Source organism: Pseudolactococcus yaeyamensis (assembly GCF_054658615.1).
On record NZ_BAAGGP010000021.1, the window covers coordinates 1 to 25,539 of the forward strand.

34 protein-coding genes and 1 pseudogene are annotated in these 25,539 nt (G+C 39.9%); 2 read left to right on the forward strand and 33 right to left on the reverse strand.

Annotated elements, in window-relative coordinates:
* The 14 genes from ACYQ21_RS05715 to ACYQ21_RS05780 all read right to left on the reverse strand — a co-directional run.
* Window positions 1–2,872, reverse strand: a 2,872-nt coding sequence (locus ACYQ21_RS05715) for a phage tail spike protein (protein ID WP_460056254.1), incomplete at its 3' end; no start/stop codon positions are given.
* Window positions 2,873–4,357, reverse strand: a complete 1,485-nt coding sequence (locus tag ACYQ21_RS05720; RefSeq protein ID WP_460056256.1) for a distal tail protein Dit — start codon at window positions 4,355–4,357, stop codon at window positions 2,873–2,875. It lies immediately after the preceding gene.
* Window positions 4,354–7,128 (reverse strand): phage tail protein, encoded by a 2,775-nt coding sequence (locus tag ACYQ21_RS05725; RefSeq protein WP_460056258.1) that lies wholly within the window; start codon window positions 7,126–7,128, stop codon window positions 4,354–4,356. Before ACYQ21_RS05725 ends, ACYQ21_RS05720 begins: the two co-directional genes overlap by 4 nt.
* Window positions 7,129–7,141: 13 nt before the next feature.
* Window positions 7,142–7,705: a Gp15 family bacteriophage protein gene (locus ACYQ21_RS05730; protein ID WP_460056260.1), complete on the reverse strand. Its 564-nt coding sequence runs from the start codon at window positions 7,703–7,705 to the stop codon at window positions 7,142–7,144.
* Window positions 7,702–8,058 (reverse strand): hypothetical protein, encoded by a 357-nt coding sequence (locus ACYQ21_RS05735; protein WP_460056263.1) that lies wholly within the window; start codon window positions 8,056–8,058, stop codon window positions 7,702–7,704. Before ACYQ21_RS05735 ends, ACYQ21_RS05730 begins: the two co-directional genes overlap by 4 nt.
* Before the next feature lie 114 nt (window positions 8,059–8,172).
* Entirely contained in the window at window positions 8,173–8,625 is a 453-nt protein-coding gene (locus ACYQ21_RS05740) for a phage tail tube protein (protein WP_460056265.1), read from the reverse strand.
* Between the two features lie 9 nt (window positions 8,626–8,634).
* On the reverse strand, window positions 8,635–9,018 hold the full coding sequence (locus ACYQ21_RS05745; RefSeq protein ID WP_460056268.1) for a minor capsid protein: 384 nt from the start codon (window positions 9,016–9,018) through the stop codon (window positions 8,635–8,637).
* Entirely contained in the window at window positions 9,015–9,371 is a 357-nt protein-coding gene (locus tag ACYQ21_RS05750) for a minor capsid protein (RefSeq protein ID WP_460056270.1), read from the reverse strand. Before ACYQ21_RS05750 ends, ACYQ21_RS05745 begins: the two co-directional genes overlap by 4 nt.
* Window positions 9,371–9,703: a putative minor capsid protein gene (locus tag ACYQ21_RS05755; protein WP_460056273.1), complete on the reverse strand. Its 333-nt coding sequence runs from the start codon at window positions 9,701–9,703 to the stop codon at window positions 9,371–9,373. Before ACYQ21_RS05755 ends, ACYQ21_RS05750 begins: the two co-directional genes overlap by 1 nt.
* Window positions 9,696–10,070: a hypothetical protein gene (locus tag ACYQ21_RS05760; protein ID WP_460056276.1), complete on the reverse strand. Its 375-nt coding sequence runs from the start codon at window positions 10,068–10,070 to the stop codon at window positions 9,696–9,698. The genes ACYQ21_RS05755 and ACYQ21_RS05760 overlap by 8 nt, the downstream gene beginning before the upstream one ends.
* Window position 10,071: 1 nt before the next feature.
* The gene (locus tag ACYQ21_RS05765) at window positions 10,072–10,251 is read right to left on the reverse strand and encodes a hypothetical protein (protein ID WP_460056279.1); all 180 of its coding nucleotides are present in this window, start codon (window positions 10,249–10,251) and stop codon (window positions 10,072–10,074) included.
* A gap of 11 nt (window positions 10,252–10,262) precedes the next feature.
* Window positions 10,263–11,477: a hypothetical protein gene (locus ACYQ21_RS05770; protein WP_460056281.1), complete on the reverse strand. Its 1,215-nt coding sequence runs from the start codon at window positions 11,475–11,477 to the stop codon at window positions 10,263–10,265.
* A gap of 64 nt (window positions 11,478–11,541) precedes the next feature.
* Window positions 11,542–12,411 carry a phage capsid protein gene (locus ACYQ21_RS05775; protein ID WP_460056283.1) on the reverse strand — a complete coding sequence of 290 codons (870 nt, stop codon included), beginning with the start codon at window positions 12,409–12,411 and terminating at the stop codon, window positions 11,542–11,544.
* A gap of 21 nt (window positions 12,412–12,432) precedes the next feature.
* Window positions 12,433–12,996, reverse strand: a complete 564-nt coding sequence (locus ACYQ21_RS05780; protein WP_460056286.1) for a phage scaffolding protein — start codon at window positions 12,994–12,996, stop codon at window positions 12,433–12,435.
* Window positions 12,997–13,117: 121 nt separating this feature from the next.
* On the opposite strand from ACYQ21_RS05780, the gene ACYQ21_RS05785 reads away from it, so the two are divergent.
* Complete coding sequence (locus tag ACYQ21_RS05785) at window positions 13,118–13,459, forward strand: hypothetical protein (protein ID WP_460056289.1); 342 nt, start codon at window positions 13,118–13,120, stop codon at window positions 13,457–13,459.
* Between the two features lie 60 nt (window positions 13,460–13,519).
* Here ACYQ21_RS05785 and ACYQ21_RS05790 read toward each other — a convergent pair whose 3' ends face one another.
* The 18 genes and pseudogenes from ACYQ21_RS05790 to ACYQ21_RS05875 all read right to left on the reverse strand — a co-directional run bounded on the left by ACYQ21_RS05790 (window position 13,520) and on the right by ACYQ21_RS05875 (window position 24,411).
* Window positions 13,520–13,792 (reverse strand): hypothetical protein, encoded by a 273-nt coding sequence (locus ACYQ21_RS05790; protein WP_460056292.1) that lies wholly within the window; start codon window positions 13,790–13,792, stop codon window positions 13,520–13,522.
* Entirely contained in the window at window positions 13,789–15,420 is a 1,632-nt protein-coding gene (locus tag ACYQ21_RS05795; RefSeq protein WP_460056294.1) for a phage minor capsid protein, read from the reverse strand. Before ACYQ21_RS05795 ends, ACYQ21_RS05790 begins: the two co-directional genes overlap by 4 nt.
* 3 nt (window positions 15,421–15,423) lie before the next feature.
* On the reverse strand, window positions 15,424–17,106 hold the full coding sequence (locus ACYQ21_RS05800) for a phage portal protein (RefSeq protein ID WP_460056297.1): 1,683 nt from the start codon (window positions 17,104–17,106) through the stop codon (window positions 15,424–15,426).
* Window positions 17,107–17,115: 9 nt separating this feature from the next.
* Entirely contained in the window at window positions 17,116–18,414 is a 1,299-nt protein-coding gene (locus ACYQ21_RS05805; protein WP_460056376.1) for a PBSX family phage terminase large subunit, read from the reverse strand.
* The gene (locus ACYQ21_RS05810; protein ID WP_460056299.1) at window positions 18,401–18,718 is read right to left on the reverse strand and encodes a hypothetical protein; all 318 of its coding nucleotides are present in this window, start codon (window positions 18,716–18,718) and stop codon (window positions 18,401–18,403) included. The genes ACYQ21_RS05805 and ACYQ21_RS05810 overlap by 14 nt, the downstream gene beginning before the upstream one ends.
* A gap of 144 nt (window positions 18,719–18,862) precedes the next feature.
* Window positions 18,863–19,678 carry a hypothetical protein gene (locus ACYQ21_RS05815; RefSeq protein WP_460056302.1) on the reverse strand — a complete coding sequence of 272 codons (816 nt, stop codon included), beginning with the start codon at window positions 19,676–19,678 and terminating at the stop codon, window positions 18,863–18,865.
* Complete coding sequence (locus tag ACYQ21_RS05820) at window positions 19,668–20,174, reverse strand: transcription termination/antitermination NusG family protein (RefSeq protein ID WP_460056305.1); 507 nt, start codon at window positions 20,172–20,174, stop codon at window positions 19,668–19,670. The genes ACYQ21_RS05815 and ACYQ21_RS05820 overlap by 11 nt, the downstream gene beginning before the upstream one ends.
* Window positions 20,161–20,715 carry a phage protein Gp27 family protein gene (locus ACYQ21_RS05825; protein WP_460056308.1) on the reverse strand — a complete coding sequence of 185 codons (555 nt, stop codon included), beginning with the start codon at window positions 20,713–20,715 and terminating at the stop codon, window positions 20,161–20,163. The genes ACYQ21_RS05820 and ACYQ21_RS05825 overlap by 14 nt, the downstream gene beginning before the upstream one ends.
* 2 nt (window positions 20,716–20,717) lie before the next feature.
* Window positions 20,718–21,062 carry a hypothetical protein gene (locus ACYQ21_RS05830; RefSeq protein ID WP_460056311.1) on the reverse strand — a complete coding sequence of 115 codons (345 nt, stop codon included), beginning with the start codon at window positions 21,060–21,062 and terminating at the stop codon, window positions 20,718–20,720.
* The gene (locus ACYQ21_RS05835) at window positions 21,059–21,346 is read right to left on the reverse strand and encodes a hypothetical protein (RefSeq protein WP_460056314.1); all 288 of its coding nucleotides are present in this window, start codon (window positions 21,344–21,346) and stop codon (window positions 21,059–21,061) included. Before ACYQ21_RS05835 ends, ACYQ21_RS05830 begins: the two co-directional genes overlap by 4 nt.
* 122 nt (window positions 21,347–21,468) lie before the next feature.
* A complete protein-coding gene (locus ACYQ21_RS05840; RefSeq protein WP_460056317.1) occupies window positions 21,469–21,666 on the reverse strand; it encodes a hypothetical protein in 198 nt (65 codons plus the stop codon).
* Window positions 21,659–22,069: a beta-sandwich lipoprotein gene (locus ACYQ21_RS05845; RefSeq protein ID WP_460056320.1), complete on the reverse strand. Its 411-nt coding sequence runs from the start codon at window positions 22,067–22,069 to the stop codon at window positions 21,659–21,661. Before ACYQ21_RS05845 ends, ACYQ21_RS05840 begins: the two co-directional genes overlap by 8 nt.
* A gap of 129 nt (window positions 22,070–22,198) precedes the next feature.
* Complete coding sequence (locus ACYQ21_RS05850; RefSeq protein ID WP_460056323.1) at window positions 22,199–22,861, reverse strand: conserved phage C-terminal domain-containing protein; 663 nt, start codon at window positions 22,859–22,861, stop codon at window positions 22,199–22,201.
* Window positions 22,862–23,042: 181 nt separating this feature from the next.
* A complete protein-coding gene (locus ACYQ21_RS05855; RefSeq protein ID WP_460056325.1) occupies window positions 23,043–23,384 on the reverse strand; it encodes a hypothetical protein in 342 nt (113 codons plus the stop codon).
* Complete coding sequence (locus ACYQ21_RS05860) at window positions 23,381–23,617, reverse strand: hypothetical protein (RefSeq protein WP_460056328.1); 237 nt, start codon at window positions 23,615–23,617, stop codon at window positions 23,381–23,383. The genes ACYQ21_RS05855 and ACYQ21_RS05860 overlap by 4 nt, the downstream gene beginning before the upstream one ends.
* A gap of 17 nt (window positions 23,618–23,634) precedes the next feature.
* Window positions 23,635–23,856 (reverse strand): annotated as a pseudogene (locus ACYQ21_RS05865) (aggregation-promoting factor C-terminal-like domain-containing protein); the annotation flags it as partial.
* A gap of 110 nt (window positions 23,857–23,966) precedes the next feature.
* Window positions 23,967–24,248, reverse strand: a complete 282-nt coding sequence (locus ACYQ21_RS05870) for a hypothetical protein (RefSeq protein ID WP_460056330.1) — start codon at window positions 24,246–24,248, stop codon at window positions 23,967–23,969.
* Between the two features lies 1 nt (window position 24,249).
* Window positions 24,250–24,411 carry a hypothetical protein gene (locus ACYQ21_RS05875; RefSeq protein WP_460056332.1) on the reverse strand — a complete coding sequence of 54 codons (162 nt, stop codon included), beginning with the start codon at window positions 24,409–24,411 and terminating at the stop codon, window positions 24,250–24,252.
* A 247-nt stretch (window positions 24,412–24,658) separates the two neighbouring features.
* Here ACYQ21_RS05875 and ACYQ21_RS05880 point away from each other — a divergent pair, with 247 nt between their 5' ends.
* Window positions 24,659–25,081, forward strand: a complete 423-nt coding sequence (locus ACYQ21_RS05880) for a hypothetical protein (RefSeq protein ID WP_460056335.1) — start codon at window positions 24,659–24,661, stop codon at window positions 25,079–25,081.
* Here ACYQ21_RS05880 and ACYQ21_RS05885 read toward each other — a convergent pair.
* Complete coding sequence (locus tag ACYQ21_RS05885) at window positions 25,014–25,529, reverse strand: Gp49 family protein (protein ID WP_460056338.1); 516 nt, start codon at window positions 25,527–25,529, stop codon at window positions 25,014–25,016. The two genes, ACYQ21_RS05880 and ACYQ21_RS05885, sit on opposite strands and share 68 nt — an antisense overlap.
* Window positions 25,530–25,539: the final 10 nt, after the last annotated feature.

Here is a 25,539-nt window from a genome sequence, read left to right on the forward strand (position 1 = left end):
ATAGAAATAAACCAAATTTTTTTGTCGCAGTAGTACTAATTGACATATTATCCATCAATTTCGCCGTACCTGCCGCCATATCTCCAAGATTTGCAGTAATCGCCGATAGTGAATTGACAGTCATATGTTCCGCCTTAATCGATCCTTTGACGATAATATCCCCATCAACTATCAAAGAATTTGGCACGTATTCATAATAAGCTGAGCCATTCACAAGCATAGGCATACTGGCGTAAAAATTGCCATTACCTTGATAATGCAAGATATAACGTACCTTGGTAGTGCTTGCTGGCGTTGTGAAGGACACGGCTAATTGGCGCCACGTTGTGTCTTTCAGGTTATATTCGCCTGTTCCAGTGACGGTATTCCACGCCGTGTTGCTTGTGCTCGCTAAACAGGCACGATTGCCAAAATAACCATCAGACAAGACTTGTGAGCCATTGATAATGCCTGGTGCATTAGCGGCAGTTGCGATTGTCGGTGCTGAAATGACTGCACCGCTGGAATTTAAGCACTCAACACGTAGACTAAATTTTGCATTGTCCTTGGTTGTTGTGTTGCTCCGTATCATGACGTGCGCCACATAGCCAGTATTAGCTACAGCTTTGACCTCCTGATACATCTCGCCCCAGTCATTATCTCCCCAGGGAGAGGTGTCGGCGACTTGGGCAAATCCAAGGCTGATATGACCGTAAACGTTGGCTGTCGAATAATACAACGTATTTTTATTTGTATTTGGATTGCCACTGTTAAAACGCTTCTGCCATCCTGTCACGTCGCCATTTGAAAACTCCAGAAATTCGGTATTTCTGAGCAAATTAACGCTTGCTGGTCTCAGGCGTGATGTTAATAGCTCACCAGCTGTTATCTTGTTAGCATTTAGATTGGCAATTTTAGCATTATCTATTGCCGCATTTGCGATCATGGCATTTGTGATGAAACCATTGTCCATTTCCATGTTCACAGACCGCAGCTTATACAAAGACCACTTAGACCCCGTCCAAGTGTAGGTGCCGTGACTTTGCGCCACAGTTCCAATCTCCATACTTGCGTTAGCGACATCAGTATCACTATTGACATACCAAATCATATTGACAAATTTATTAGCGGGTTCAGTCGCACTCTTGATGATACCTGTCGGTTCACCTTTGTCACCTTTACTACCTGCGCTACCAGTTGCCCCTGTGTCGCCCTTCGCACCATTATCACCATAGACAGCGCTCAGCGTGATTACATCGCTTGTCGTCGCATCTGTGTATGTCGTCCGCTCAATTGTATAGAGATATTTATTTGTGGCTGTCATGGCGGGTAGCGATGTTTGCCATTTGGCATCCGTCCATGTGTATGTTGGCTTAGTGCTTGATGATTGCACTAGCCACTTCTGTTCAACTTTCGCCACGCCCCGACCGTCCGTGCCTGATATACCGTCAGACACATCAGCTATCGTGACCTCTGTCCCGCCGATTACCATATCATTGATAATTGCTTCGTACCTGACAACTGCCTTACTGTCAATATCATCAGTTGAAACGACCTGACTTGCACTACTTGTACCAAACACCACACCACCAATCGTCCAATTAAAGCTATCAACAACAGTCTCAGTGATACTTGACCCTTTGTAAACCCTAGCGGTTAAAGTTGTACTACCTGCAGAATTTTTAAAAATCAGTCCGTCCGAACTCACAATCTCAAACCGATAAGGTGCCGCAGCTTCAACAAGTGCCGCAAGTCGTCCCTGTAAATCAGACGACAGCTGATTTTCTAACGCCTTAAAATTACCAAAAATGGTTTTATTAGTTGTTGGGTTGGTGAAACTGATAACCTGCTCACTCACGCGCGCCTTTAATATTAGAAGCGGATTGAATGCCTCATCCTGAATTTTAACAGTATCACCAATATTGAGCTCGAAAAAACCAGTGACTTCATAAGTCACTGATGGGTAAGCATTCTTTTTTAATTCATTAAGCGCTAATGTATACAGCGTGTTGACATTCGTTGTGCCATCAGCCGTATAATACCGCCGAATCCAACCATCAGAATTATTAAGCAATTGGCTTGGATATTTCGCCATTGACTGTGGCGCATAGATGTTCCCATTACCCGCTTTCGTGTAATATTCGACATTACCATCCTCATCAAGCTCTGTCTTATCCAAGGCTGTGATTCTTAAATTATCCTTGCCAATCGGTGTGATAACGTTGTAAATCCCTGTTTTATCTACTGTACGTGTCACATTTTCAATATTTTTACCATAATACAATGTAATATCTTGTCTGTTTGTACCGACACCTTGTGCTTCACCGTCATATTTTTTATAAAAATTGACAACTAACGATTTCAACGTCCCGTCTGAGTTTAACCTTGTTTCAAATTCAACTTCCGCATCAAATTGATGCGAAAAACTCAGCAACCTCGCAAGTGCTGTCTGCTCACTCTCTAGCTTAATCTTCCGTGTCACATTCGACACTTCATTGATACCAATCGTCAAACCCGCAAAACTCAAAATACTATCATTATTGAGATACCAAACCAAATCATGCGCAGTCGTCACATCGATCGGCGCCTTCGTTTCATTCAATAGCTCCAAATTAAGGTTTTCGGTACAAACCTTGATGAAATTTTCATCTTCTTCTGTTCGCATGATACTGAAGAGGTACTGCTTGCCTTTATATTTAAAACTAACAAAGTTTTCCTCATTGAGATATTGCGCACTTTCATGCCCCATTTTAGCAATCGTAAAATCAAAGGTACTTGTCGCCTCAGCCAAGTAACGATGCCAACTATCATCAAAATAATGCAAGGCTTTTGGGACGCCATTATCCATATAAGCCATGCGCCGTAATGCCTTATCATGTATCGAAATTAACACTTATAACCACCTTTCTTTATATTCAACCGTTATCTCTGGCGGATTATCTGTCCAAGATGAATTGTAAAACTCAATCTTGTTTTCACCTGAGTGTAGTGGCGCAAATACAGACCCATTAACCAACTCATTATTAGCAGGCAAACCATTGACATAGACATTTGCACTTTCTGTATCGATAGTGATTTCACTACCACTTTGATAGCGATTGCGGACATCTCGTAGATACTCAGCGCTATCATTTCTAATTGTCATTTTCCTAAAGTCGAAATATCGCATCAGTTGATTGCCTGATCGTGCGCCAAATTGATATAGATTGATGTAACATTTCGTGATTTCCACATTTTTCAGCGCAGGTACAGTAAATTTTGGATAGCTACCAAACCAGTAATATCTGAGTTCAGCCCCATTTTTATAAATATCACAATGACCACGTGGCTTATTGAACGGATTATCACTATCAAGATGGCTCGTTGCAAACGTATGAGTGGCTAAGCTTTTGATACCACCACTACCATCACCAGCCAAGGCAACCCAAACACCTGTATTACCTCTAGCATCGTTTTTATAGATGTCATATCCCATAACCACTTTATTGTTCTTGTCCGCAAACAAGACTTGAAATTGAGCTGTTTGTCCCATTAAACCAGCCCAAAAGACAGCGTTAAAGTAACAATAAACATTCTTAGCACCAATATGACCAGTACCATCTGCTGGGAAATCATAGACATACGATGCACCATGCCAATAACCATTATTCGTGCCAGCATTCGACAAGTGAAAATAATTTGTGCCACCTTCGTTGACAATCGCAGCCGTACCTGTATGACCTTTTTGAGAGTTTTCAGGATTTACACCTGTGTATCTGGTGAACTCAGAAAAATTAGTTGTATTAAGAATTGTTGTTGCTTGTGTGTATTCTTCAATATCAACCTCTTCTTTATTGCCAACTTCAAGTGCACCACCAGCATGCACAATACCAATATAGCCATTTTCCCCACTAGGCTGCTTAATCTTGTAAGTCGGATAAGTGACCGCCGTGCCGTTGTTCTGGACTGTCGCCGTCAAAACACCATTGACCATCTCAGCGTGCACCTCTTTTGTGCTTGTCGAAATTAACATGCCATCTGGTACAACAAATGTCATCGTACCAGTACCAAATAGAGTGGCTTCCTTCAAATCAACTTGACCATCAATCAATGCCAGATAATACTTGTTCGGTTCATCACCAAAGACTAATTTTTTAGGTTCTTCTTTGTTAAGTAAACCAGCAATCAAAAGTCGCAACTCCGCAAGACTATTGTTGTTTTCAAAAATACGAAACTCAATTTTAATTTTTTTAGGTTCCTGATATGATGTTTGAAACATCTGATTTTTTCCAATTTGTTTGATGACATTATTATGACCAGTACCGATATTTCGTTGCACATCAATAATCCGCATATAATCAGTTAAAGCAACATCATCATATTTTATCCAAAAGCTCATGTCACTCCTCTCAATCTTGTCATTCGATTATTGTTGAAATTACTAACATCTTCAAAATCTGATAATGTCGCAACAGCCATCTCTTTGCCATTAATTTTAACAACAGTTGGTTTCATTGCAATATCAGAAATTTTATCAGCCAAATACTTCACTTGATCAGATAGTTTTTGATTTTGTTGTTGCACTTTATCATCAGTAATCGTTTTCGTTGTCAGCGACGTCTTAGCTTGTTGCGACAAAGTCATATTACCGCTACCGATGATATCTTCTGGCTTGTAAGAAAAATTCTTCAACTCTCTCTCAATATCCCCTAAACCGCCTTTCACAGCGTCCGCATTAGCCGAAATACCGACAGAAATACCTGCAGGGATAAATTTACCAACCTCGTCACGGAAAACGCGAGATGGCGAATGAATGCCAAGCATATTTTTAACAGAATCAACAGCACCTTTTGCCATATTAGCTGCTGCTTTGATGGCTCTTGATGCCCCATTCGCAATACCGTCCGCAAATCCTTGAATCAAATCTGCACCCGCTTGTATAAGACTACCCGCAAATCCTGTGATAGTACTGATAATATTTTTACCAATTTCTGAGATTTTATTAGTAACTTCGCCAATCTTACCAGCAATACCACTAATCAAATTAGCAATTAATTCAGCACCTTTTGCCAACATCTGACCGATAAATGAAGCGATTGCAGCAACCAAACTATTCATCAAGGTGTTACTCATTGAAATCAAAGACCCCAATAAAGAAAGAGCACCTGTGATAAGCGCCCAAATGAGTTGTACCCCTGCATCTAACAAGACTGGTACCAAGCTAATAATCGCTTTACCTAAAGCAATTATCAACTGAACACCAGCTATTAGTAAGTCAGGTAACATCTGTATCACACCACTAATTAAGGCTGTTAAAATGTCAATACCAGCTTGAACAAGTTTAGGAATCATCGGTACAATCGCCGTCACAAATGCCGTAATGATTGCAATAATTGCTTGCGTAATTTGAGGCAAAGCTGATATGATACCGTTTATCAAAGTCATTAACAGATTTAACCCCGCATTAATGATAATCGGGTACATCGGTACAATCTTTTCAATAAAGACATTGATAATCTGTGTAACTGCCAACATAATAGCTGGTAAAGATTGTATGATACCATCAATCAAAGCCATTAATATATCAATGCCTGCACTCGCTAAAATTGGTAACAAGGGCAAAATAGCAGTTAATAGACCAGTAACAATATCAGCTGCAGCGCCTATTAAAATAGGCAAAGCACCAGAAATACCCATAATCAACGTTGTTAATAGTTCCTTACCTAATGAAATCATCTGTGGTAAGGCTGTTGTAATTGCCGATGATATCTCTGAGATTATTTTTGTTGCCATACTCGTGATAGCACTCACAACTTGCGGTAAAATACTTGTCAAATTTGACAAAAAATCCTTAAATTTACCAGCCAAATTTTGCACAACGCTTTGAACAGTACCGAAATTTTTGAAAGCAAATACTAACGCCAAAATCGCAGTCACAACTAAACTGATTGGATTTGAAAAACTGATTAAAGTTCTGATGATTGGAATAAAAGTCTTCCATGCACCAAATGCACCCACCGCTAATTTAGCTGCAGATGCAATCGCTCTAATTGTTTCTGGAGATAGGGAATTGATTACCTCACTTACAACAAACATCACCGTACAAAGCGCCTGCATGGCTGATTCTAAAATACTAGCAGCTGCTTTAAAGATATCAAAGTTACCTGCACCACTTGATAAAGCAGCTTTAACACGCCCTAAAGAATCTTTCAAAGCATTAAACATCTGCACTAAAACTTCGATAGTACCAGATTTTGAAACGATATTAAAAAACCTCGTAAAACCATTTACCGTAGCATCAAGAAACTTTTTGATACCAGCTGAAATGCCATCAAAATTAATCTTATCTATCGCTTCACCAATCGCGGATACTGCCTTAATCCCAACCTTATCCAAAGCTTGGAAAGTTGGTAATAATTTATTACTCAACGATTCTTTTAAACCATCCATAGCTTGACCAGTTGTTTTGAACTCAGTCGCCATTTTGGTAAAGGCATCACTTGTCCCAGCTCTTGTGACGGATTTGAAAAATTCATCTGTTGAAATAGTGCCAGCTTGCACACCTTTGATTAATTCTTGGACTGACATGCCCATATCTTTAGCGACTGCCGCCATACCAGCTGGTGATTGTTCAAGCATGAGTTTAAAGTCTTCCCATGCTACTTTAGGCTTAGCCGCCATTTGCGTTGCTTGGGCACTCAATGTCTTCATAGCTTGCGCTGGATTTTCAGAAGCTGCCGCAAGTCCACCAAAACCTTTGACGAGTTCGCCTGTGTTTTCAGTTCCGACTGCTGCTAACTGCGCATAAGTCGATGCCATATCACTTGCCGAATAAATCGTTTTAGTCGCAAAGTCTTGCATAGCATTTTTAGCCGCATTGATTTCTTGTGGACTTTTACCGAGTTGCTCCAAATTTCCCTGAAAGGTCTGCCATGCCTTACTGGAATCAGAAAGTTCTGAAACCATTGACTTAATGCCATTACCAAGCATTTGAACGCCACCAATCACGGCAGAGCTGATGAGATTAGCCCCAAGCATATTTTTAAAAGTTGAACCGACTTTTTCGCCTGTTTCTTGCAGACCACCAAACATCTGCTTGAGCTTACCGACACCTTTCTCAGCAGCATCGTCATTCATATCAACCTTGATTGTTACTGTACCGTCAGCCATAAGCTACCCCTTTCTATGTCGGCAACTCATATGCTACCTGCAATTTTCTCATTCTTTCTTTCTCGCTGGCTGATTCCCCATTTATTGGTTCCCAAGCCCTGATTTTGATAACTTCCACAAACTTCGTACCATCAGGTAACCCTGAAAGCAGCGCATTGAATTTCTGCCAATGCAAAGTGTCTTGCACTTCAATCAGGTCAATGCCATAAGCCTGCATAAAACTAGCGAAAATGTAGTCGCCATCGTAAGTTAAAGAATAATGTATTTTGTCATCATCTTCACTTTTCATTTCAGGCAAGGGATTACCTTGTCTATCGAAATGTTGCTTTTTGATTTTTTTAATTTTGATATGCTCATCAAAAATAGCTTGATATAAGTCACGCGCAGCATAAGCGTCAATCTCAAAATTCACACCCGTCAACATCAGCAAAGCGAATTGAAACTTAACAAGGTCACTAATAGTCTTATCACCAAACATTTCAAATATGCGTAAAATATTGCCAAATGAAATATCAAGCGGATAGGACTCACCTTCATAAACTAAGACATCCGTCAATTTCCGTGATAAATCAATCATTTGTTTAAGTACTTATCAAAAGTTGCTTGACTTCTAAACTGCTGCGCCTCTTTGAATATTCCCTCGATTGTCTGAATCAAATAACTAGCCGTTGAAATAGTTGACGCCCCTGAAAAGGCGTATACTTTTTCAAATGCCTCTTCCCCAAACAAACCATCCCAAGACTTTTTAAGAATTTCTTTTGCTTTTTCAAAAGCGCTATCTTCTGTCAAGTTATCCAAATCAACCTTTTTAGACAACTCCTCACTGACTTTCATCAATCGTTTTACGTTTTCATCACTTGCGCTAAACTCAAACTTGAACTCACCAAAATCAATCGGTACAATATCATTATTTTTATTAAAAACTACCATTTTATTTTTCCTCCAAAAAAAGCGAGCCATACACACCCAAATATAAAATGAGCGCAGAAATCGTCTCATTTTACCTTTGGTTGTCTATAAAGCTCACCTTGTTTTATATTATCGTTAAGGGGTAACTGCTGATTCCTCTGGCAGTTTAATCCATGATAATTTAGCCTTGAACGCTTCAAAAGATGTCGCATCGCCATCTCCAGCAACAATTTCACTAGCATTTGCGACTTGAATCCATTGTTTGGTATTATCAGATGATACGACCTTGTGCCAGACACGGCGACCGTCACCAATTTCAAACTTCATGTCCGCTAGCAACTTTTGCGCCAGATCAGTTGGATCATAAAAACCTTCAAAAGTGTAAGAACCCTTGACAGATGTTACCGTCTCCTCTGGCGTACCATCGCCATCATAAAAGCCTGTATCGTCAGTTTCTTCATCGGTGTCGTCGGTTATTGTCTGAATATAATGCGCCAGTTCAAGCCAAGCTGTTGGTTTCTTTGTAGGATTTACTGGATCCCACACCCCGATAAAATGCCCCCGTAGGGCGTTTTTTGCACGTGCCATTTGCACCTCCTAAATTTCAATATGTGCTGTGACGTCCAGCAGATAAACGTAAAAGCCTTTCTCATTCTTGTCATTCAAGAATGGTTTTTCAACGTCAAGGCTCATGAAGTTATACGACTTGTTTTGACTTGGCAAACTAAGGCGCAAATCTGACAAGGCTTGATTAATCGCCCACATTGTATCATTTGCCTTGCGTTGGTCTTGCGTTTTGACTGCAATCTCAAAGTTAAGGCTCATCTCACGCGTGCCATCCATAAATTCCTTGTCAATCTTGCCACCTGGAAGCGAGTAGATAACCAAATCATCATCAGTCTGAAAATAATCAAGCCTTGCGTGCAAGGGCAGATTAAGCGTATTAATAAAGTCCTTTAAGACCTCTTGAAAATCATTCATTTCAGCCCTGCTCCTTTCACAAAAGTATCTTTCCATTGACTAGTGTATTTTGCCTTAGCCTTTAAATCCCACCGCTTACCTGTACCAAGTTCTGAGTAACGCTTGAAAGTGTAGGTTGCACCTTTCCTATGTGCTGAGCCATAAAATTGAGCTCTTGCATAAACTGCAGTATACTTGACTTCATCAGCTTTCGCATGACCACTGGCTCGTAATGTACCATCACGGCGTGGCACAAATCGCTCCATATCTAGCAACATTTGATTACTCATCGCAAGCTTACCACGCCTTAGATTAGCAGGCGATAGTTTTTTCTCAATCCCCTTCAAATCAACCTTAATACTTACATCACTCATCAAATCACCTCGATTTCATAAGAAAAAATTTTCTTACTCATAGGCTGTGAATTGGAAATAACACTTTTGACAAGATAGGAAACGCCGTCAACCATGACACTAGCATCCATCCAAGACTCATCTGCAATAATAGGCGTGACCTCTGGATAAACAAATAAAATACCTGACCGAATTTTAACACGGTCATTTTTTGCACCCGAATATTTAACACTCCTATCAAATCGGACATGAGATAGATGATATTGCGCACCAGCAATCTTAGCACCCCAATCATCAACACCTGAAATAAGCCCCACCACTGCTGAATCAACTAATAAACGTTTATCAATCATAATCAATCCCCGCATAGAAAAATCCTAAACCAGATAAAGCATTCTGCGCATCAACTGTGATATTATGTTGTGGCGTTTTCGCACCACTTGCATAATTCACCGACGTGCGCCCGATTGACACACTAGCCATGCTTTGCTTGTCCTCAGCAGTAAAGATACCCGAACGATTTAAATAGTCAATCTGATAGCTCATAGCGAGTTTAACAGCTTTCTTACGAATTGCCACATCAGTATCAAAATCAACCCGACTATAAAAGCGATTGATGTAACTGTCAATCGCTTGTGATGCCTTTTTCTCTAAATTGTCAAAATTAGAAACAGACTCAAATCCAAGTGCTTCAAATTCATCAACTGTTAAATAACCCATGCTAATCCTCTTTTTCAGTATTTTCAGCAACTCTTTCAAGTACCTGATAACCATTCACCACAACAACATTAGCATTAATTTCATCCGCTCTTTTTGTCGTAAATGTCACAATATCATCGACTTCGAACAGTTTCTTTTCAGTCAATGTCTCAAAACTCCTGATAACTTTGTACTTAACCACCGCGCTACCTCCTATCTATTTTCATCCAACCAATCAACCACTAACGACATCAAAGCTGTTTTAGAGGCGCTTGAAGCATAAGTTATCTCTTGGTCATCAAGCCATGACTTGATTTCGACAACTGTATTATCAGCAGTTGGCACGTCATCTGAATTAGGCACAGTGGCTACTCTAACATTACGGACTTTTGTATTAATCGGATAGCCATAGGTGTTATCTGAACCACTACCCGTCCAAGTTGCTTGATTGTAAAAAGTCAGTTCCATTGAAGCAGGCACAATATCTTTTCTAATGCGATAATAACCACTCACTCTCGTCCAATCCGAATAGTCTGCTAATGTCGAGGCTCTGACTTCAGCTCTTGAGATAAACGGATAGGCATCCGAACCGTCTACTTTTCTAATCCTTAAACCGACACCAAGAGACAACGGGTGCACCTCATCAATCTGAGAGCCATCGGAGTATGTTACTTCATCAAGTTTAATGTCAAAACTGCCTTTTATTAGTGTCTGTCTAAGCTCATCCGTAGCAGCTATAGGTTTCTCAAAATAACTGTTGCGGCTAGAAAAAACCAAATGTCGACCATCCGCATCAGTCTCAACGATACTACTAGCTAATAAGCTAGTCTCCCAGTCCGTCAATATTGTCGGCGCTTCATACAAATCAGCACCGCCTGTAAACGCACTAGTCCCAGCATTCCCAAAGAACCTCTCAGTAACCGTGTCCCACATACCATAGACATTATCAATCAAACGGCGTACTGGCACAAGGTTTTGAACTAAAACGCCTTTTTTCTTGATACGAAATGCGTAGATAGCCCCAACAAACCTACTGCCAACCGTGCCGTTATCATTTCTACCAAAAATAGAGATAGGTACTGGCGTTGTAGGTGCAGACGATACTATCGTACTAACAAGCACATCATCAATATAGGTCAGGTTATTAACCTTGCTTATTGTGTGCCTATCCATATCAAGTGATGATGATATGGTGAAAATTTCCTTATTATCACCATAATCGCTTCGATATTTTCCATCATTTGCGGACGAAAAGAAACAAAAGGCTGAGGATGATGTGCTTGCTCTTGCGCCAAACAAAGCACGGTCTCCCTCATTTTTTGTCGATTGAAAGTCCGCAAAAACTTCTATATCGCCGACTTGGTCAATACCTGTGTCAATATAGATACCAGCGCTTGTTGCTTCTGATATCAGTCCATCAACCGCCACATAATCTGAAGGGATTACTGGCGGTTTGTCGGTCTCGCCGTCGCCCCCTCCGCTCGGGGGCGTATTAGGGCGTTTTTACCTTAACAATCGCCGCTTTATTATCTTCAAGCGTAAAGGTACCACCTTTAGCTGCAGCTTGTAAAGCAACACCGTCAAAATCTTCTGACTCGATTGTACGAGCTGTTGAGATACCGACAAAAGGATTAACAATGCGATCAGGTGAGAAGTAAGCAATATCGCCAGCTACGAAGTATTTCTCCGGCGTTTCTTCCAAGACAAAACCTTTATACTTCACAACATCGTTATCGTCAATTGAAACTGATGACCCTTTAGCCGTTGTCGTGCTTTGCATGTCAACAATCGCCGTTTTTAAATCTGTTGTCACATAAGCTTTAACTGGCGCAGTAACCTCATGATCAACATAATATTTCTTGATAGCATTGAACAAAGATTTGATTGCTGCCTCATCAAATGCCGAAAGTGTTTTCGTTTCTTTGGCATTCGATGACAAGTGTGCTCCTATTTTTTCGTTCATGAAACGCGTTTGAGCTTCCGACTGCAACTTGAAACGGTCAGCAACTGCTGCATCAAGGTCATTATTAACAGTGTAGCGGTCAAGACCTTCGTGAATTGTCAGGTCATAATCATAAGGGACATCTGTGTCTGTATAGATAATTTCTTTACGGTCACCAAAACGACTTGTTTTCCCTGTTCCCGTTCCCATACCAATATTTGCGCCTTTATTATAAGTACCAACAACAACAGGTGTGTCACTTGTCTTGACCTTAAATGCAGTCGCATTCATTTGCACGCCATCAAGGACTTGAATTGGTGCAAGTACGCCCGCAAACGCTTTACGAACATCAAATACTGTTGATAAAACATTCCGATACTGTGGTGCATAAACGCGTACTGATTGATTTTGATTTTCCATGTTTAGTTTCTCCTATATTTCTTACTTATAGCCATCCACAATCGCTTGAAATGGATCAGATGATTTCCCACCTGCATCTCCCGCAGGATTGCCACCCACAAAAATACTGGGCTGTTGTGGATCTGGCGCTTTTTCTTGGGCAAAAAGAAAAGGCTTGCTTTCTTTAATGCTTGCCACTTGGTCATCAAGCCCTGAAACTTTACCATCATCTTGGATGACAATTTTTTCAAGGTTCAACTGACCAAAGAGCAAGTCACTATCAAGCGTACCTGTATCTTTTAGCGCAAGTGCAACAGCATTGTTTTTCTGGAGCTGAGCAAGTTCTGCATCTTTTTCAGTTTTAAGTGTCTCAAATTTGCCCTGCAAATCCTCAAGTGCTTTTTTCGTTTCAGCACTTTGTTCATCAGACTTCTTAAATAATTCAATTTCTGCAGTTTGTTCTGCCAGCTGTGTTTTTAGACTGTCATTTTCGGCAGATAAAGACTTGTTTTTTTCGACATCTGCACCATGAGCTTGCATGATTTTGTCAATGACCGTTTTGTCCTCAATGCCCAACTCAGTGAGCAATTCGCGTTTTAAACTCATTTGAAACTCCTTTTCGTTTTACGTCCAGTGGACTTATTGTTACAGTTTAACGCCATGTTGGGCAAGCATAAATTTTATGATATAATTTAATTTGAAATAAAAAAATAAATGGAGCGTACTTATGAAGAAACTTCTAAAAGCATTACCTATCCTTATCTTATCCTTGTTTTTCTTTGCAGCTTGTGGCAACTCCAAGTCAGCAGAAACTAAAGCTGACTTTACAGAGGCGCAATTTGAGAAAAAACTCAATGACGGCGAAGATTTGGAAGGTAAAACTGTTAAAATCAAAGTCCTTGAACTTGTTCCAGATTCTGCAGCAGGTTATAACATTCAAGCAGGCGAGCATTTAAATTTCGTATCGAAAGATAATCCAAAAATTAAAAAAGGTGATACTTTAGTTGTCAAAGCTGACAAAATCACAAGCACCTTGGGCTCATATCTCATCACTTACACTAAAAAATAGTACCTAAAAAGCACTTGCAAAATTTGCAGTGCTTTTCTTATATCCTATCAATTAACTTCTTTATGCAACCAACTTCTTAGCCTTTTCATAGTATGGTGTCAAGGTTTTAACCCAGCCTTTTGTGTCCAAATAGTCATGTGTTTCCACAAAAATGATTAATTTTGTATTACTAAGCAAGTCGAACATCTCAGGATTTTCATTATCCCAAGCTTCCGCAAAATCTTCATCATCGCCAAATTTTTCATTGAACTCAAAAGACCAATCCCAGTAATTAGAGAGTTCGCCACTTACACCTTGTTCCAATAATTTTAAGACTTCTTGACTATATTTCATGGTAACTCCCACCTTTTATCAACTTTTTTACGTTTCATCATCGTCACAATATTTTTAGTACCTTTTTCAGTAACAATCATAATGCCATTGTAATATCGAACATCTCGACCAGTAGACACATAATTGACAGATTTATCAAAAATAGCAATAACCGACTGATAATTATAAGTAAATGTGCCATCTTTTCGACGCAACCTCTCGACATAGCGGGCAATGCCATGATCACCGAACAAAATCCCTTGTTCCTTGAAACTGAAATAGGCTTCTACTGCCTGTTTCTTTTGTTCATCGGATAAATTTTCTTTTATCTCACCTTGGAAATACTTCACAACACGATAATCATGAGATAATGCTTTGCGGCGTACAGGGTCTAATAAGATTTCACCATATTCTTTAAGCGTTGGTGTTCGATTACCTAAGACATCCTTTAATTTATTATACGCCTTTTGACGATTAACAACAAGATTTTTACGAACATCATCTAGATATTCAGCTTTACGACCTTGCTCACGTACCGTATCTCTATGAAGAAATTGATTATCTTTTAATAGCTGCTTCAAACCACCTTGTAAGTTTTTGACACGTTTTCCAAATTTATCAACCATTTCAGGATAATCAAGCTGTTTAGCGACATTCAGCCTTTCCTTAACTTTCCTAATATCACGCTCAAAAGCTCGCTGTTGTGCCTGTTTCTTACCATTCTCAATAGCTTGTTCAGGTGTGATATTTTTCAAGTGTTCTGGTAAATCAGGCAATTTATTCACACCTATGATAAACGGTGTCAAAGTGTGCCTGCAGTTAATACCCAAACAACCACCCGCAGAACCATAGCCATGATCAAGCAAACTCAAAACTTGCACCCCTTTCTCAGTGAAAGCAGCGCCTTTAGTCACAATCTTCCCCTGAAGCTCAGCACAAGCAGGACGAGCCGCAGCCTTATGTGAATAGTAATAAGTGTTGACACCCATTTCTTCACTTGCTTGCGTTCGCATTTCGTTGTAAACACGGTAAGTTGTCGAAGTAATCACATTTCTGGCATAAACATCAGCTCGCCATTGTCGCCCAGCCTTATCAGTAAAGCCGTAGAAACCTTTGTCAAACCACTTCATCACTGTTTCATTCAATGCTTGCTGTGGTGATTTTAAACCAGTGATAACACTCGCAACAGTTTGCTCAACAATCCCCTTATAGACAGCTTGCACACTAGCAGGCAATGTCGTGTTAATTAAATTACTGACCTCACGAAAAGTTTGACTGGCATAAGCTACTAAGGCTTCCTGAACGCCATTGTAGGCACTCACAGATTTACCCATATCATGCGCTAACTGCTCTTTAGTATCTTGATAAACCTTGAAACCTTCACGCTCTATCACATTTCTCAAAGCACTTTCAGCAACTCCTGACCGATCAATAATCAACCTAACATTATCCTCGTTAAGTAAGTGCATATCATTGAGTTTTTCAAGTTGCCAAATATAAGGTTGAGATTCCAAGTCTGCTGTGCCACGCTTTTTTAATTGCACTATCACTTGATTAAATAAATCTAGTGACAACTGATGATAAATATCAGCCGCAGCACCAGCTTGTAAAATCATTTGGTTATCATTTATCTTGATAGGTTTTGCCATCTATTACAGCTCCCCATTGAGTATTTTTCGTGCCTCTTCTTTCTCAATACCAATCGCCTTAGCTATCAGATTGACAGCTTGCCCCTCAGATAAAGCCCCTGAGCTAAACTGTCCCATGATAGCAACTAAACTCTGTGTTTGAGCGCCATTTAATGTTTTAAGCTCTGCACTATTAGATGATAACGTGTCATCATCAACCATTGAACTTGCGCCAAACATTGCCGCATCAATATCACTGATTTCTGGTACACTCTCCGCATTGATTTCTGCAAGCATTTTTTCAGCCTCTTTTTCAGTCAATCCCATCGTTTTCTGAATTGCAGTCAATTTACTTGCCAATCCTGCTGCAACTGCCTGACTCCAGTAATCAAGCTCCGTTTTTCTATCCGAAAAAACACCGTCATCCAAATTAACTGTGATTTCATCAAGCTTGGGTGTTTTACCAGTATAGATTTTATGAGCCTTAGCTAACTCACAGATTGAAACAACTAATTCTTTGATAGCATGCTCAACAAGTGATACGATTGAGTTTCTCATCTGATAAGTATCAGAGTTTTCAGAAACAATCTCCGTCGCCGTTTTCATAGTTTTTCCGTCAAATGTAAACATTCCTGCTGATACACCAAGTTGCATTTCAAAAAGGCTCAACCCTTCATTTATCGCTTTAATATAATCATCAGAACGAATAGGAGTCGTCACATCCTTAATTTGAAAATCATCCATACCACCAAGCTGTAACTGCAAAAAAACATTTTGCTCAGCATCAAAAATACTGCGAGAGGTCTCTCCCTCAAACTCAACTTTTGTCATTTGCTCGGGGACAATAACACGTCGTTGCCCCATCTTAATATCCCACATGAACTCGTCATAAGTCCGATTGATAAAGTCAATCGTCGTCTTGGCGTTATCGTATATTGACAAGCCTAATGGACTATTGATATCTTTATTATTCATGCCAGGTGTTTTTAGATAAGTGAAAAGTGGACGCGTCAAATTTGTCACGGTAACCAATTTTTCCAAATCCTCATAAAGCTCAGATAATAGGACACGCTGACCAACAATATCAGCTATATCCGATTTATAGAGTTCATTTGTAATTTGATACGAAGTGTCAATCCATTCATGAAACTCAAGTAACGTATAATAAACATTCTTAGAACCTATCACTTTAGTCGTTTTAGTCACGATTGCAGCACTTGATACATCTTGCATATTTGTTTGAAGAGGGAAAAATACAGGTGCTTGAATAAATGATACTTTAATCTGTTTACCGTCCACATAGGGTTTCATAGCAAGTCCACCCAGTGCCAGACAACTTTCAAGATAACGCTCAAAATTTTTGTTAAATTTATCATTTTGCAAAACATCATTAACAAATTGATTGACATCTTCCCCATCGATAACAATTTCAGCCTGTTCATTATAGACCAAACTTGCAATTTTTTTACTCACTGTTCGAGCTAAAGGTAGATGATTGAGTGCCCTTGTTTTTGATTTCCCTTCCGTGTTGAGGTACTCAATATCAGAAAATTGACTCTCAAAATATTTCAAATTTTCTTTGATACGTCCGTACTCCTTAGACGATACCGCAATTTTAGGGTGGTCTAAGATGCTATTTAAACTCTCTTGCGTCATCGCATATTTTCCTCTCGTGATCATATCTTTAATTTTCTGCTTGATTCCCATGAATAGCTCCTATGCTTTAAGTCCTAGCTTTTCCGCATTATCAATGACAAAATACTGAAAGGCATCGCACGTATGATCATCAACTTTGATAACCTTCGGCTCATCAGTATTTAAAGTTTTTTCTTCATACTGATAACGCTGATGTTCACTGATAAAAATTTCATTTTCAGGTTTATCCAAATAGAAAAATTTGCCTTCCGCAAGTAAACTAACGACGTTGTCAATCATAACCTGCTTTTTCTTCTTGGCAACTGGATGCCAGCGCCCACCATAATCGTGGTAATACTGATTGCGCAACGCACCTTCAGCACTATCAATCGTCATCAGTAGCCGCGGTTTCTGATATTCAGTCAAGACCTTTTCCATGAAATCATGTGCCAAGACCGTCAACTCACTCGGCGCTTTCTTAACGACCTGACCCGCAGGTGAGTAGTAGAGTGTATCAAGTAAAATCGCATTTCTTTTTGCCGTGATAGCAACTGCCACACAAGCAGTCGCTGACTGTTGGTGACCACCATCAAGGGCAAAAGAAATCCCGACAATCTGATCATCATTTGGCAACTCAGCCAACTTGTGAAACTGGTTCATATCGTAGACATGATTTCCCAACCCCACGACTTCGCCAAGATACATCCAACGATAATAGTCTGGATTATTCGCTTTGTATCGCTCAATCTTCTCTTTCATATCATCAGACAAAAAGCCTAACGTATCATCCAGATAAGTCGAGTGATGAATCATATAAGTTGGATCAGTTGCTTTATCAGCCACCCACTCGTTAATCCAATCATAAGGATTACGTGGTGGATTGTAGGAAAAATAAACCTTGACCCGTTTACCATTTGGCAACTTTTGCCTAATAAAAGTATCTTCCACCACATCAATATCTTCACGCCCAGCAAACTCCGCCAACTCCTCAAACCAGACCTGCGACACATAGCCTTTGGCAATAATCTGAGATTTCAACTTCATCGGATCATCAACGCCGTAAAAATAAAAAGCAGTCTGAGTTTTCTTATGCGTTATTTTCAGTGGGCTTGTGCCAAAAACAAACTGATTACCAACACCAAGTTCATAAATTGCCCATTTAATCTGCTCATAGACAGACATTCTGAGATATTTCCCGACTTTGCGCAGCACCACAACATTGCTATCTTTGTCATTAAGAAATTCAACAACCGCCTTAATACTGACTACCGATGACTTAGTCGACCCACGACCACCTTTGAGAATGACGTGAGATTTGAGCGTATAAAGTACTGTGTCAAAAGCGGGATTGATTAACTTTGCGATATTAAGAATTGTCATCATCAAGCCTCTCAAACGTAAAGCCAGTGATGAGTGTTTCGTTATCATCAAACTCACCCAGCAAGTTGTCTAACTCAATCAACCCCTTGACCGACATCAGAAAAGTTGTAAAATTACCAGCATTTACACCCTTCTGGTCAATCTCAAGCATGGCTTTTTGTTTCAGCCAAAGCAAATCCCGCCGTGCCTTTTCCTTTGTGTAGCCTTCCTTGGCATCTTTTCCCGAAAATTCTAATAGCACAGCCTTGCGCTCAACCTTGCGCATTGCCGATAAAACTTTTTTTGAACTCTTTTTTCTAGCCATTTCACACCTCCATTCTAAAAAGCCCTAAAATCGCTTGTAAGCGACTTTAAGACTTTCATGTCTATTTATTCGTGACAATCATCAAAATCATTTTTAAAAGGGTCTACAAGGTTTTTAAAAGGTATTACGTGAGTTCTCCACGAACTAATCAGAAATACCATGAATTCGACCATCATCTCCGAGATATAATTGCCTGTTTGAATTAAACACACCACGGTTAAAATACATGAATATATCTTTCTTTTTAGGATAGCGCATACCACCATCAAAATTGACTGTATTGATTTTGAAATCATAAGCCGTTTGATAAAAAGAAAAAGCTATCGGAATCCGTTTCGCAAGCACACCAGTTGCTTTAAGATTATCAATCAAATTTGGATAGTGCTGCTCAATATAATCATCACCTTTGATATGCGCTGCAACGCCCCAATTAAATTGAACACCCTTAGCGCTATTTTCATAGATAATGCCTGCCCTTAATTTTTCGTAAATAAATTTTGGATAGGCGACGGCACTTCTAAATAAGACGAACGGTATCTCATGTTCAAAATAAAACCGCTCAATCTTCGCCGACAAACTAAAAGGCGGATTGTCAATGACCGCCACATCTTCATAAGCTGCCACTTCCTGCCATAAGTCCTGATTATCACGATAAAAAACGATATTGTCGTGAAAACGACTAGCAACCATTCCGAGCGGACTGTCCGCTTTAGAAAATGGCATCGCAATAATTTTATGTTTTAAAATATTGCTTGGCAGCACTATTTTTTTAAAGAAACTTATTGCAGATTCTTTTGTCGTATAATATTCATCATCACGATACCCTTTCGATATTTTTTTAATTACTTTCCCCATTTTTGACACACTTTCCCATTTTATCGCCAAACTAGCGATAAATGATTTCCCTCTATTATCCACAAGTGATGTCTGCCAAAGGAGCGTATCAACTCTAGCTATCACTTGTTTCTTGTATGGCGAACTTGTAATCTTGCTCTGTACCGCCTATTGTCAGCCGTACAATCGCTTTTTTAGCTCGCCTATTAAAACGTATTGAGGACAAATTAAACTGCTTTAAAATGCCCCTTAAAACCTCAAAACTGCCATCATCATAGAATTTAACCAGTGATGGCATGATTTCCGACTCCAAACTCAGTCGCTCAATCATCTCAGCTTCATCTTTGGCAAGTTCACACGGCTCATCGTGTTCATTCCCCAGAAACCTAATTACAGACTCTAGCGCTCGAACCCTGTGATAATTCCCAGCGCTCCAAGCACAGTTGACGAAAGCATACCCAGCAAATAATAATCTCGTTTGCTTATGCCACTCACCACCCTTTCGAATGAGTAACAGCTCCTGTGGCGCACAAGCCCTAAAGCCACTTTTTTCAAGCTCTCTAACCACCTGTGTCTCACGACCAGTCGCAACTTGCACGACATACCACTTACTCATCTTCATCACCTCGCTTGCTTTCAAGGAATTTGTTCAACTCCTGCCATAAATCAGGACGCTCTTTGGCAAGCGTTTCATAGAGTTCAACTTTGACCGTCTCAATCGCTTCACTGACCTGTGTTCTATTTTGCGTATCGACACGTCGTTTCTGTGTTGTCGCTGTCACCAACTTATTGACCTGCGTGAGTAAATCCTTGGGATCCATCTCGCGCAACTGCTCCTCGGATAAGTCCAGAGTGATATTAAGCATTTTCTGCCCCAACACCTGCAAAGTCGCCTCAGTCACATCAAGCTCAGGTGCTTTGCTTAGCTCATCATTAATGGCACGAAAATTTTCCTGAATGGCTTTAATCTCCGCAACTGTCGCCATATAACTTTTAGCGTAGCGGTGGATGGAACTTTGAGAAATCTCAACGCCTTCGGTTTTCAGATAGGAGACAATATCATGGTAGGTGTACCCCGCAGCTATCATTTCTTCGACTGTCAACTTAACAGGAGGTGCTAACTGGTCTATCTTAGAGTGTTTCCTATTTCTTTTTTTCGCCATAGTCACACCTCAACCAGCGCATCGTGCTTAACACCGTCCAAGATACGATCACCGTCATTTGTCAACTTAGCCTCCAGACGTCGCAGCTCAACATCCGCAATCTCACGCACAATTTCAGTCGTCCCAATCACGCGCACACGAACATACCCTTCCTCATGCACATATTCCACCGCGTCCCAAAATTCTGCCTCAGTGATCCCTTGACGCGCGCCTGCAATCGCCAAAAAGTCACTCAAACGTTTAAAGCCACTGCCAATATTGACCATGCGCAAGACAAAGCCGTTCGCCAAACGCTTGCGCTCAACCCGCACAGCACGCTCCTGCGCTTTCAATTCTGTTTCATTCATGCCTTGTCACCTTTCGTCATCAGCTGTCTTAAAACTTCTATATGCGCATCGAGTTTGGCAAATTCACGAACAAAGTCCTCTTTTAATGCCACTTTATCCAATTTCTCCAACACCTTATCCATATCTCGCTGATAACGTGACTCTTTAACATAGTCCTGCTTGATGTCCTGAATGCCTTCCTCATGCTTATCAAGCCGCCCATTGACATGTCTAAAGATAAAACCGACAGCTCCCGTCAAGACAGAAATCCCTGTCGTTAATATGATTTTCCAAATATCATCCATTTCGCACCCCATTTATTTTGCCATACGCAAAAGGCGCTAGGCTTACTATCACTAGTTTACCTAACGCCTATACTTATTTACACAAATCTATTTGAGAAATATATTTGAAGAAAAAATAATAATCATTTTATCCCATTCAACAACTTTTCAACCTCAGCAGCTCTTTCTTGCGCCTTAATTTTAGAATCAAAACGTTCGCCATAGGGTATCCAAAACAGGAATGTCTTAATCTCTATCACATAAGAGGGGCGTGACCATACAATACCGAAAGAATGATCCCCCTTATCAAATTTAGCCCTCACTTTGATTTGTCTAGTCATTTATAACCTCCACATCAGTCCAACCATGCAAAATTGACTTAGGATTGATTACAAAATTATAGGCGTAGGGATTAGACTTATTCGATTCTATCTGCTCAATGCTGGATGCCGTCCAGCTATTCTCGTAGATGATATGTTTTTTAAACTGGTCTTTACCTGTCTTAATCACAATCGTCGTCTTTTTATCTGACCGCTCAACACTCATTTTACCAGTTGCTTGCAAGATAACCTTGTCAGTCCATGTATTGATGACCGTAATCTGGCGGTCTATCTTAAAGTTATCTGCATCAGTTGAAATATTCTCTGACACATAGTCAGATTCATTACTACACCCAGCAAGCAATGCGACCCACCCAAGTGTCACAAGTACTGCAATTACAACCACAATTTTTTTCTTTTTCATCATTTCCCTTTATCAAAAAGTCGGCTCAGGCGCAGCATCCATCGCCTCACTAACTTTTTCTTCGACTTTGCCACTGGCAAAATAATCTGCGACTACCGCTGAAATTTTTTCTTCTAACATTTCATGTCCTCATTTCATTTTTTCAAGCGCTTGGCGCTTAATTCTATCAAGCTCCGCCTGCTGCTCATCTGTCGTTGAATTTTTATAATCAGGATCATACCAGTCGGGTATCCTACTGTAAGTTGGCGTTGATCTGCTTTTTAGTTTTTCTAAACGCTTCCTGCGCTCTTGACTATTTCGTTCAAACCGTGCCAAATCCTCTGCAGATGTCTCATTCTTATAATCTGAATTTGACCAACTAGGTACTGATTGCCCCACAACTGTCTCAGATTTGACTGGTGTCTGATTCACATATTTCTCAAACTTACTCGCATTGAATAGAGTATCTGGATTGAGATGTTTTTGAAAGCCTGTCCCTAGCCATTCATCACACTTGACATCAATGACATGCTGAAAATCAGATAGGACATACCCATCCTTAAACAAAGCCGCAACTAATGTCTGCGTTTTTTTAGTCGTTTCACGATATTTAGTGCCTGCCCTCTCATTCAGATAGTCAACGATTGTTTTAACATCATCAAGTTTTGATACCTTTGTCTTTTGGGCTGGCTCATAGCTTGCTTCAAGCCTATCTAAAATAACTTTAAACTGCTTTTTAAGCGCCTCTCCAGACAACTTTTTGTCAAATGTATCCAGCACCATATGAGCTGCACTAAAGGTCATATTCCCCATGCTTTCAAACCTCCTCAATCATTTCGGGCGCTTCCCCCGACGGCAAACGCTGTGAGTTCGCTTGCGTATTTGGCTACAAAAAATAGAAACCTTGACAAATTCGCCCAGTTTCCGATGGCATTTTTTCGAGGATACCCAGCTCATTTTTGCGACTTTTAACGTGAATTCGCCAGCACGTGCATCACTTAGTGACTTCAATCAATTCAGGATATAGCCACGCAAGTACAAACATATCCTCATGCGCATTAATCCACTCCTTAATTTCTAACTCATCACCCTTCAGGAAATTTGTACCACACATCATCAAATTCTCATTATTCCACATTACAAAATATAAAGCTGAATGTCCTGAATATTTTTCTTTAGTTTCTTCAAACCAATCAAATACTAGCTTAGGCATCTTGATTGGTTTCATAATCGGTAGTTTATTAAGCTGTTTTTCAATAAAAGCAAGTGTCAGATCACCATCATGCACCTTGACTACGATAATATCCATCACTTCCTTTTTCGTCTTTTTCTTCATTTCACATACTCCCGAACAAATTTTTTAGCGCTCTCTTTAGAGAACTCAACATCTTCATTTGTCAGAACACGACGACAAACATGCCACTCATTTCTGATATACAAAGCAATCGCTTCCTCAATCATTTGCTTTACCTGATTATCACTAAAGAAAAAATCTCGCACTTTCGTTTCACCGACACCACGACTTTTTGAATAATCGCTTTTATGTCCTAAAATTATGATATTCGCCATTTGAACCTCCTACTTCATCAGTACCAACCAAAATCAAGCCAATGCTGCCAAGCTCCATCAATACCACCGTAGCGTTCCAAGCAATACTGCTCAAAGACCCGCTCCTGATTTTCTGGGCTTAAATCTCCACCAAGATAGCTCTCGTCTAGCTGATAACGACCATAGTAGCGACCATTTCGTGCGGTATAGTCACCACCGCTTTCGCTCATAGCGATAGCCTCTTTCTTACTATTCACCGTGTACCCATTATGTGTTGCAATATCACCACCCTCAGCAATAGAGGTCTGCGTAGCGTTAGCCTGTTCTCCAGTGTCAGGCATATCAGTCGCCACCAAGTCCGCAGCTCCCTCTAATTCAATTTTCTTTGTAAATCCTCAATTAGCAACATCAAGCCCTGATAATTATTCCTAAGCCCATTTTCAAGCTCTTTATCCTTTGTTTGACCCGATTTCTCTAAATCGTCCAAACGTTTCAACAGTTCATCTTGCTTAACCTGCACCGCTTCAATCTTAGACTGTTGCTTTTCGATTTTGTTATTTGTATCACTAGTGAACAAAGCAAATACAATATACATCACCAGTATCAATGACATAGGTAATACCTTGTAAAAATAATCAGCTTTAAATCTCATCTTATCGCTCCTCAAATGTAAACTCTAAAAAATCTTTACCGTTCTTAGTGCTTTCAGTCATCCAGATATTGCAACTTTTGCTTAAGTCAGGATTGGCATAATAAGCATCCTTTAGCACAATGAGCGCCTTTAATACGTTATCTTTATATTCCCAATCAGTCATACTTAGCACCTACAATCGGGGCAACATTTTCTCTGTTCAATCCAGATTGCCCGACACTTAACTTTCAAAACATTGCACTCAGGACAACGATCACTAACTCCAACTTTGTGTGGATTAACCGTATCATTTTCAATAGCCCTAACTAACATCCGACGTTTTTTCTTCTTAATCTTCGATTTTGTCTTGCCCATTTATACTCCCTGTTCTATAATTAACTCATACCCCAATTTAGTCGAGGAGGAATACCATGGAAGAAATACCAATTTCATTACTCATTGCTGCTTTATGCCACGAAGCAACTTCTTTAAACATATCACTTACAGGCGAAGAACTTGATACTGCTCATAAAATTCTACATTTTCCCAAAGCAAATGATTCTTATATCAAAAAACACAATAAAGAATTTGCTAATTTTATTTCAGATTTATGCAAAATACAACCTTCCAATGACCCAGATGTTTCACTAAATGAATTTCAACAACTTGTAACAAATCAAAAATCTCAGGTAAAATCGCTAATCTATGCAAAATTTTTACTAGCCTTATCTGAGATATGCCAATCCAGTATCACTTCCTATGCTTTATACGATTCAACAATAGAGATCATTCAAGGGTTATATCAGTATGACGTTTCAATACTCCTTCAAGAATTGACTTTTGAACCTTTTTGACTTCCTCAACATTGTATGGCTTAGCATTCTTACGCTTTTCACGCAATCGCTCCATCTCCCGATGACCAAGACCACCATAACGCACCTTATCACCAGTCACACCTTCACTGTGTGGCTTTTTTATAACACCTTTTTTCTCAAGGCGTTTGGTCAGTTCCTTGTTTCGCTGAGAAAGTTTTTTAAACAGTTCATTATTTTCATACCTCTCTCTAGCCAAGGCATAACCTTCCAACTCCCACAGCTTATTTTCAATCCGCTCCAGACAAGCAGCTTTACCAATCTCAACATCATAATTAGCTTTATCAACCGCTCCACTAGACTCCACAATGACAAATCCATTCGGTAGCTTACAAGTCACAACTGTCACTTTTTCAAAAACCGTCTTTACCTCAACCTCAGACTTCGCAAGCAATTCTTTAATTTCATTAATAGTTACTTTAGTTCTCATTTTCATCCCC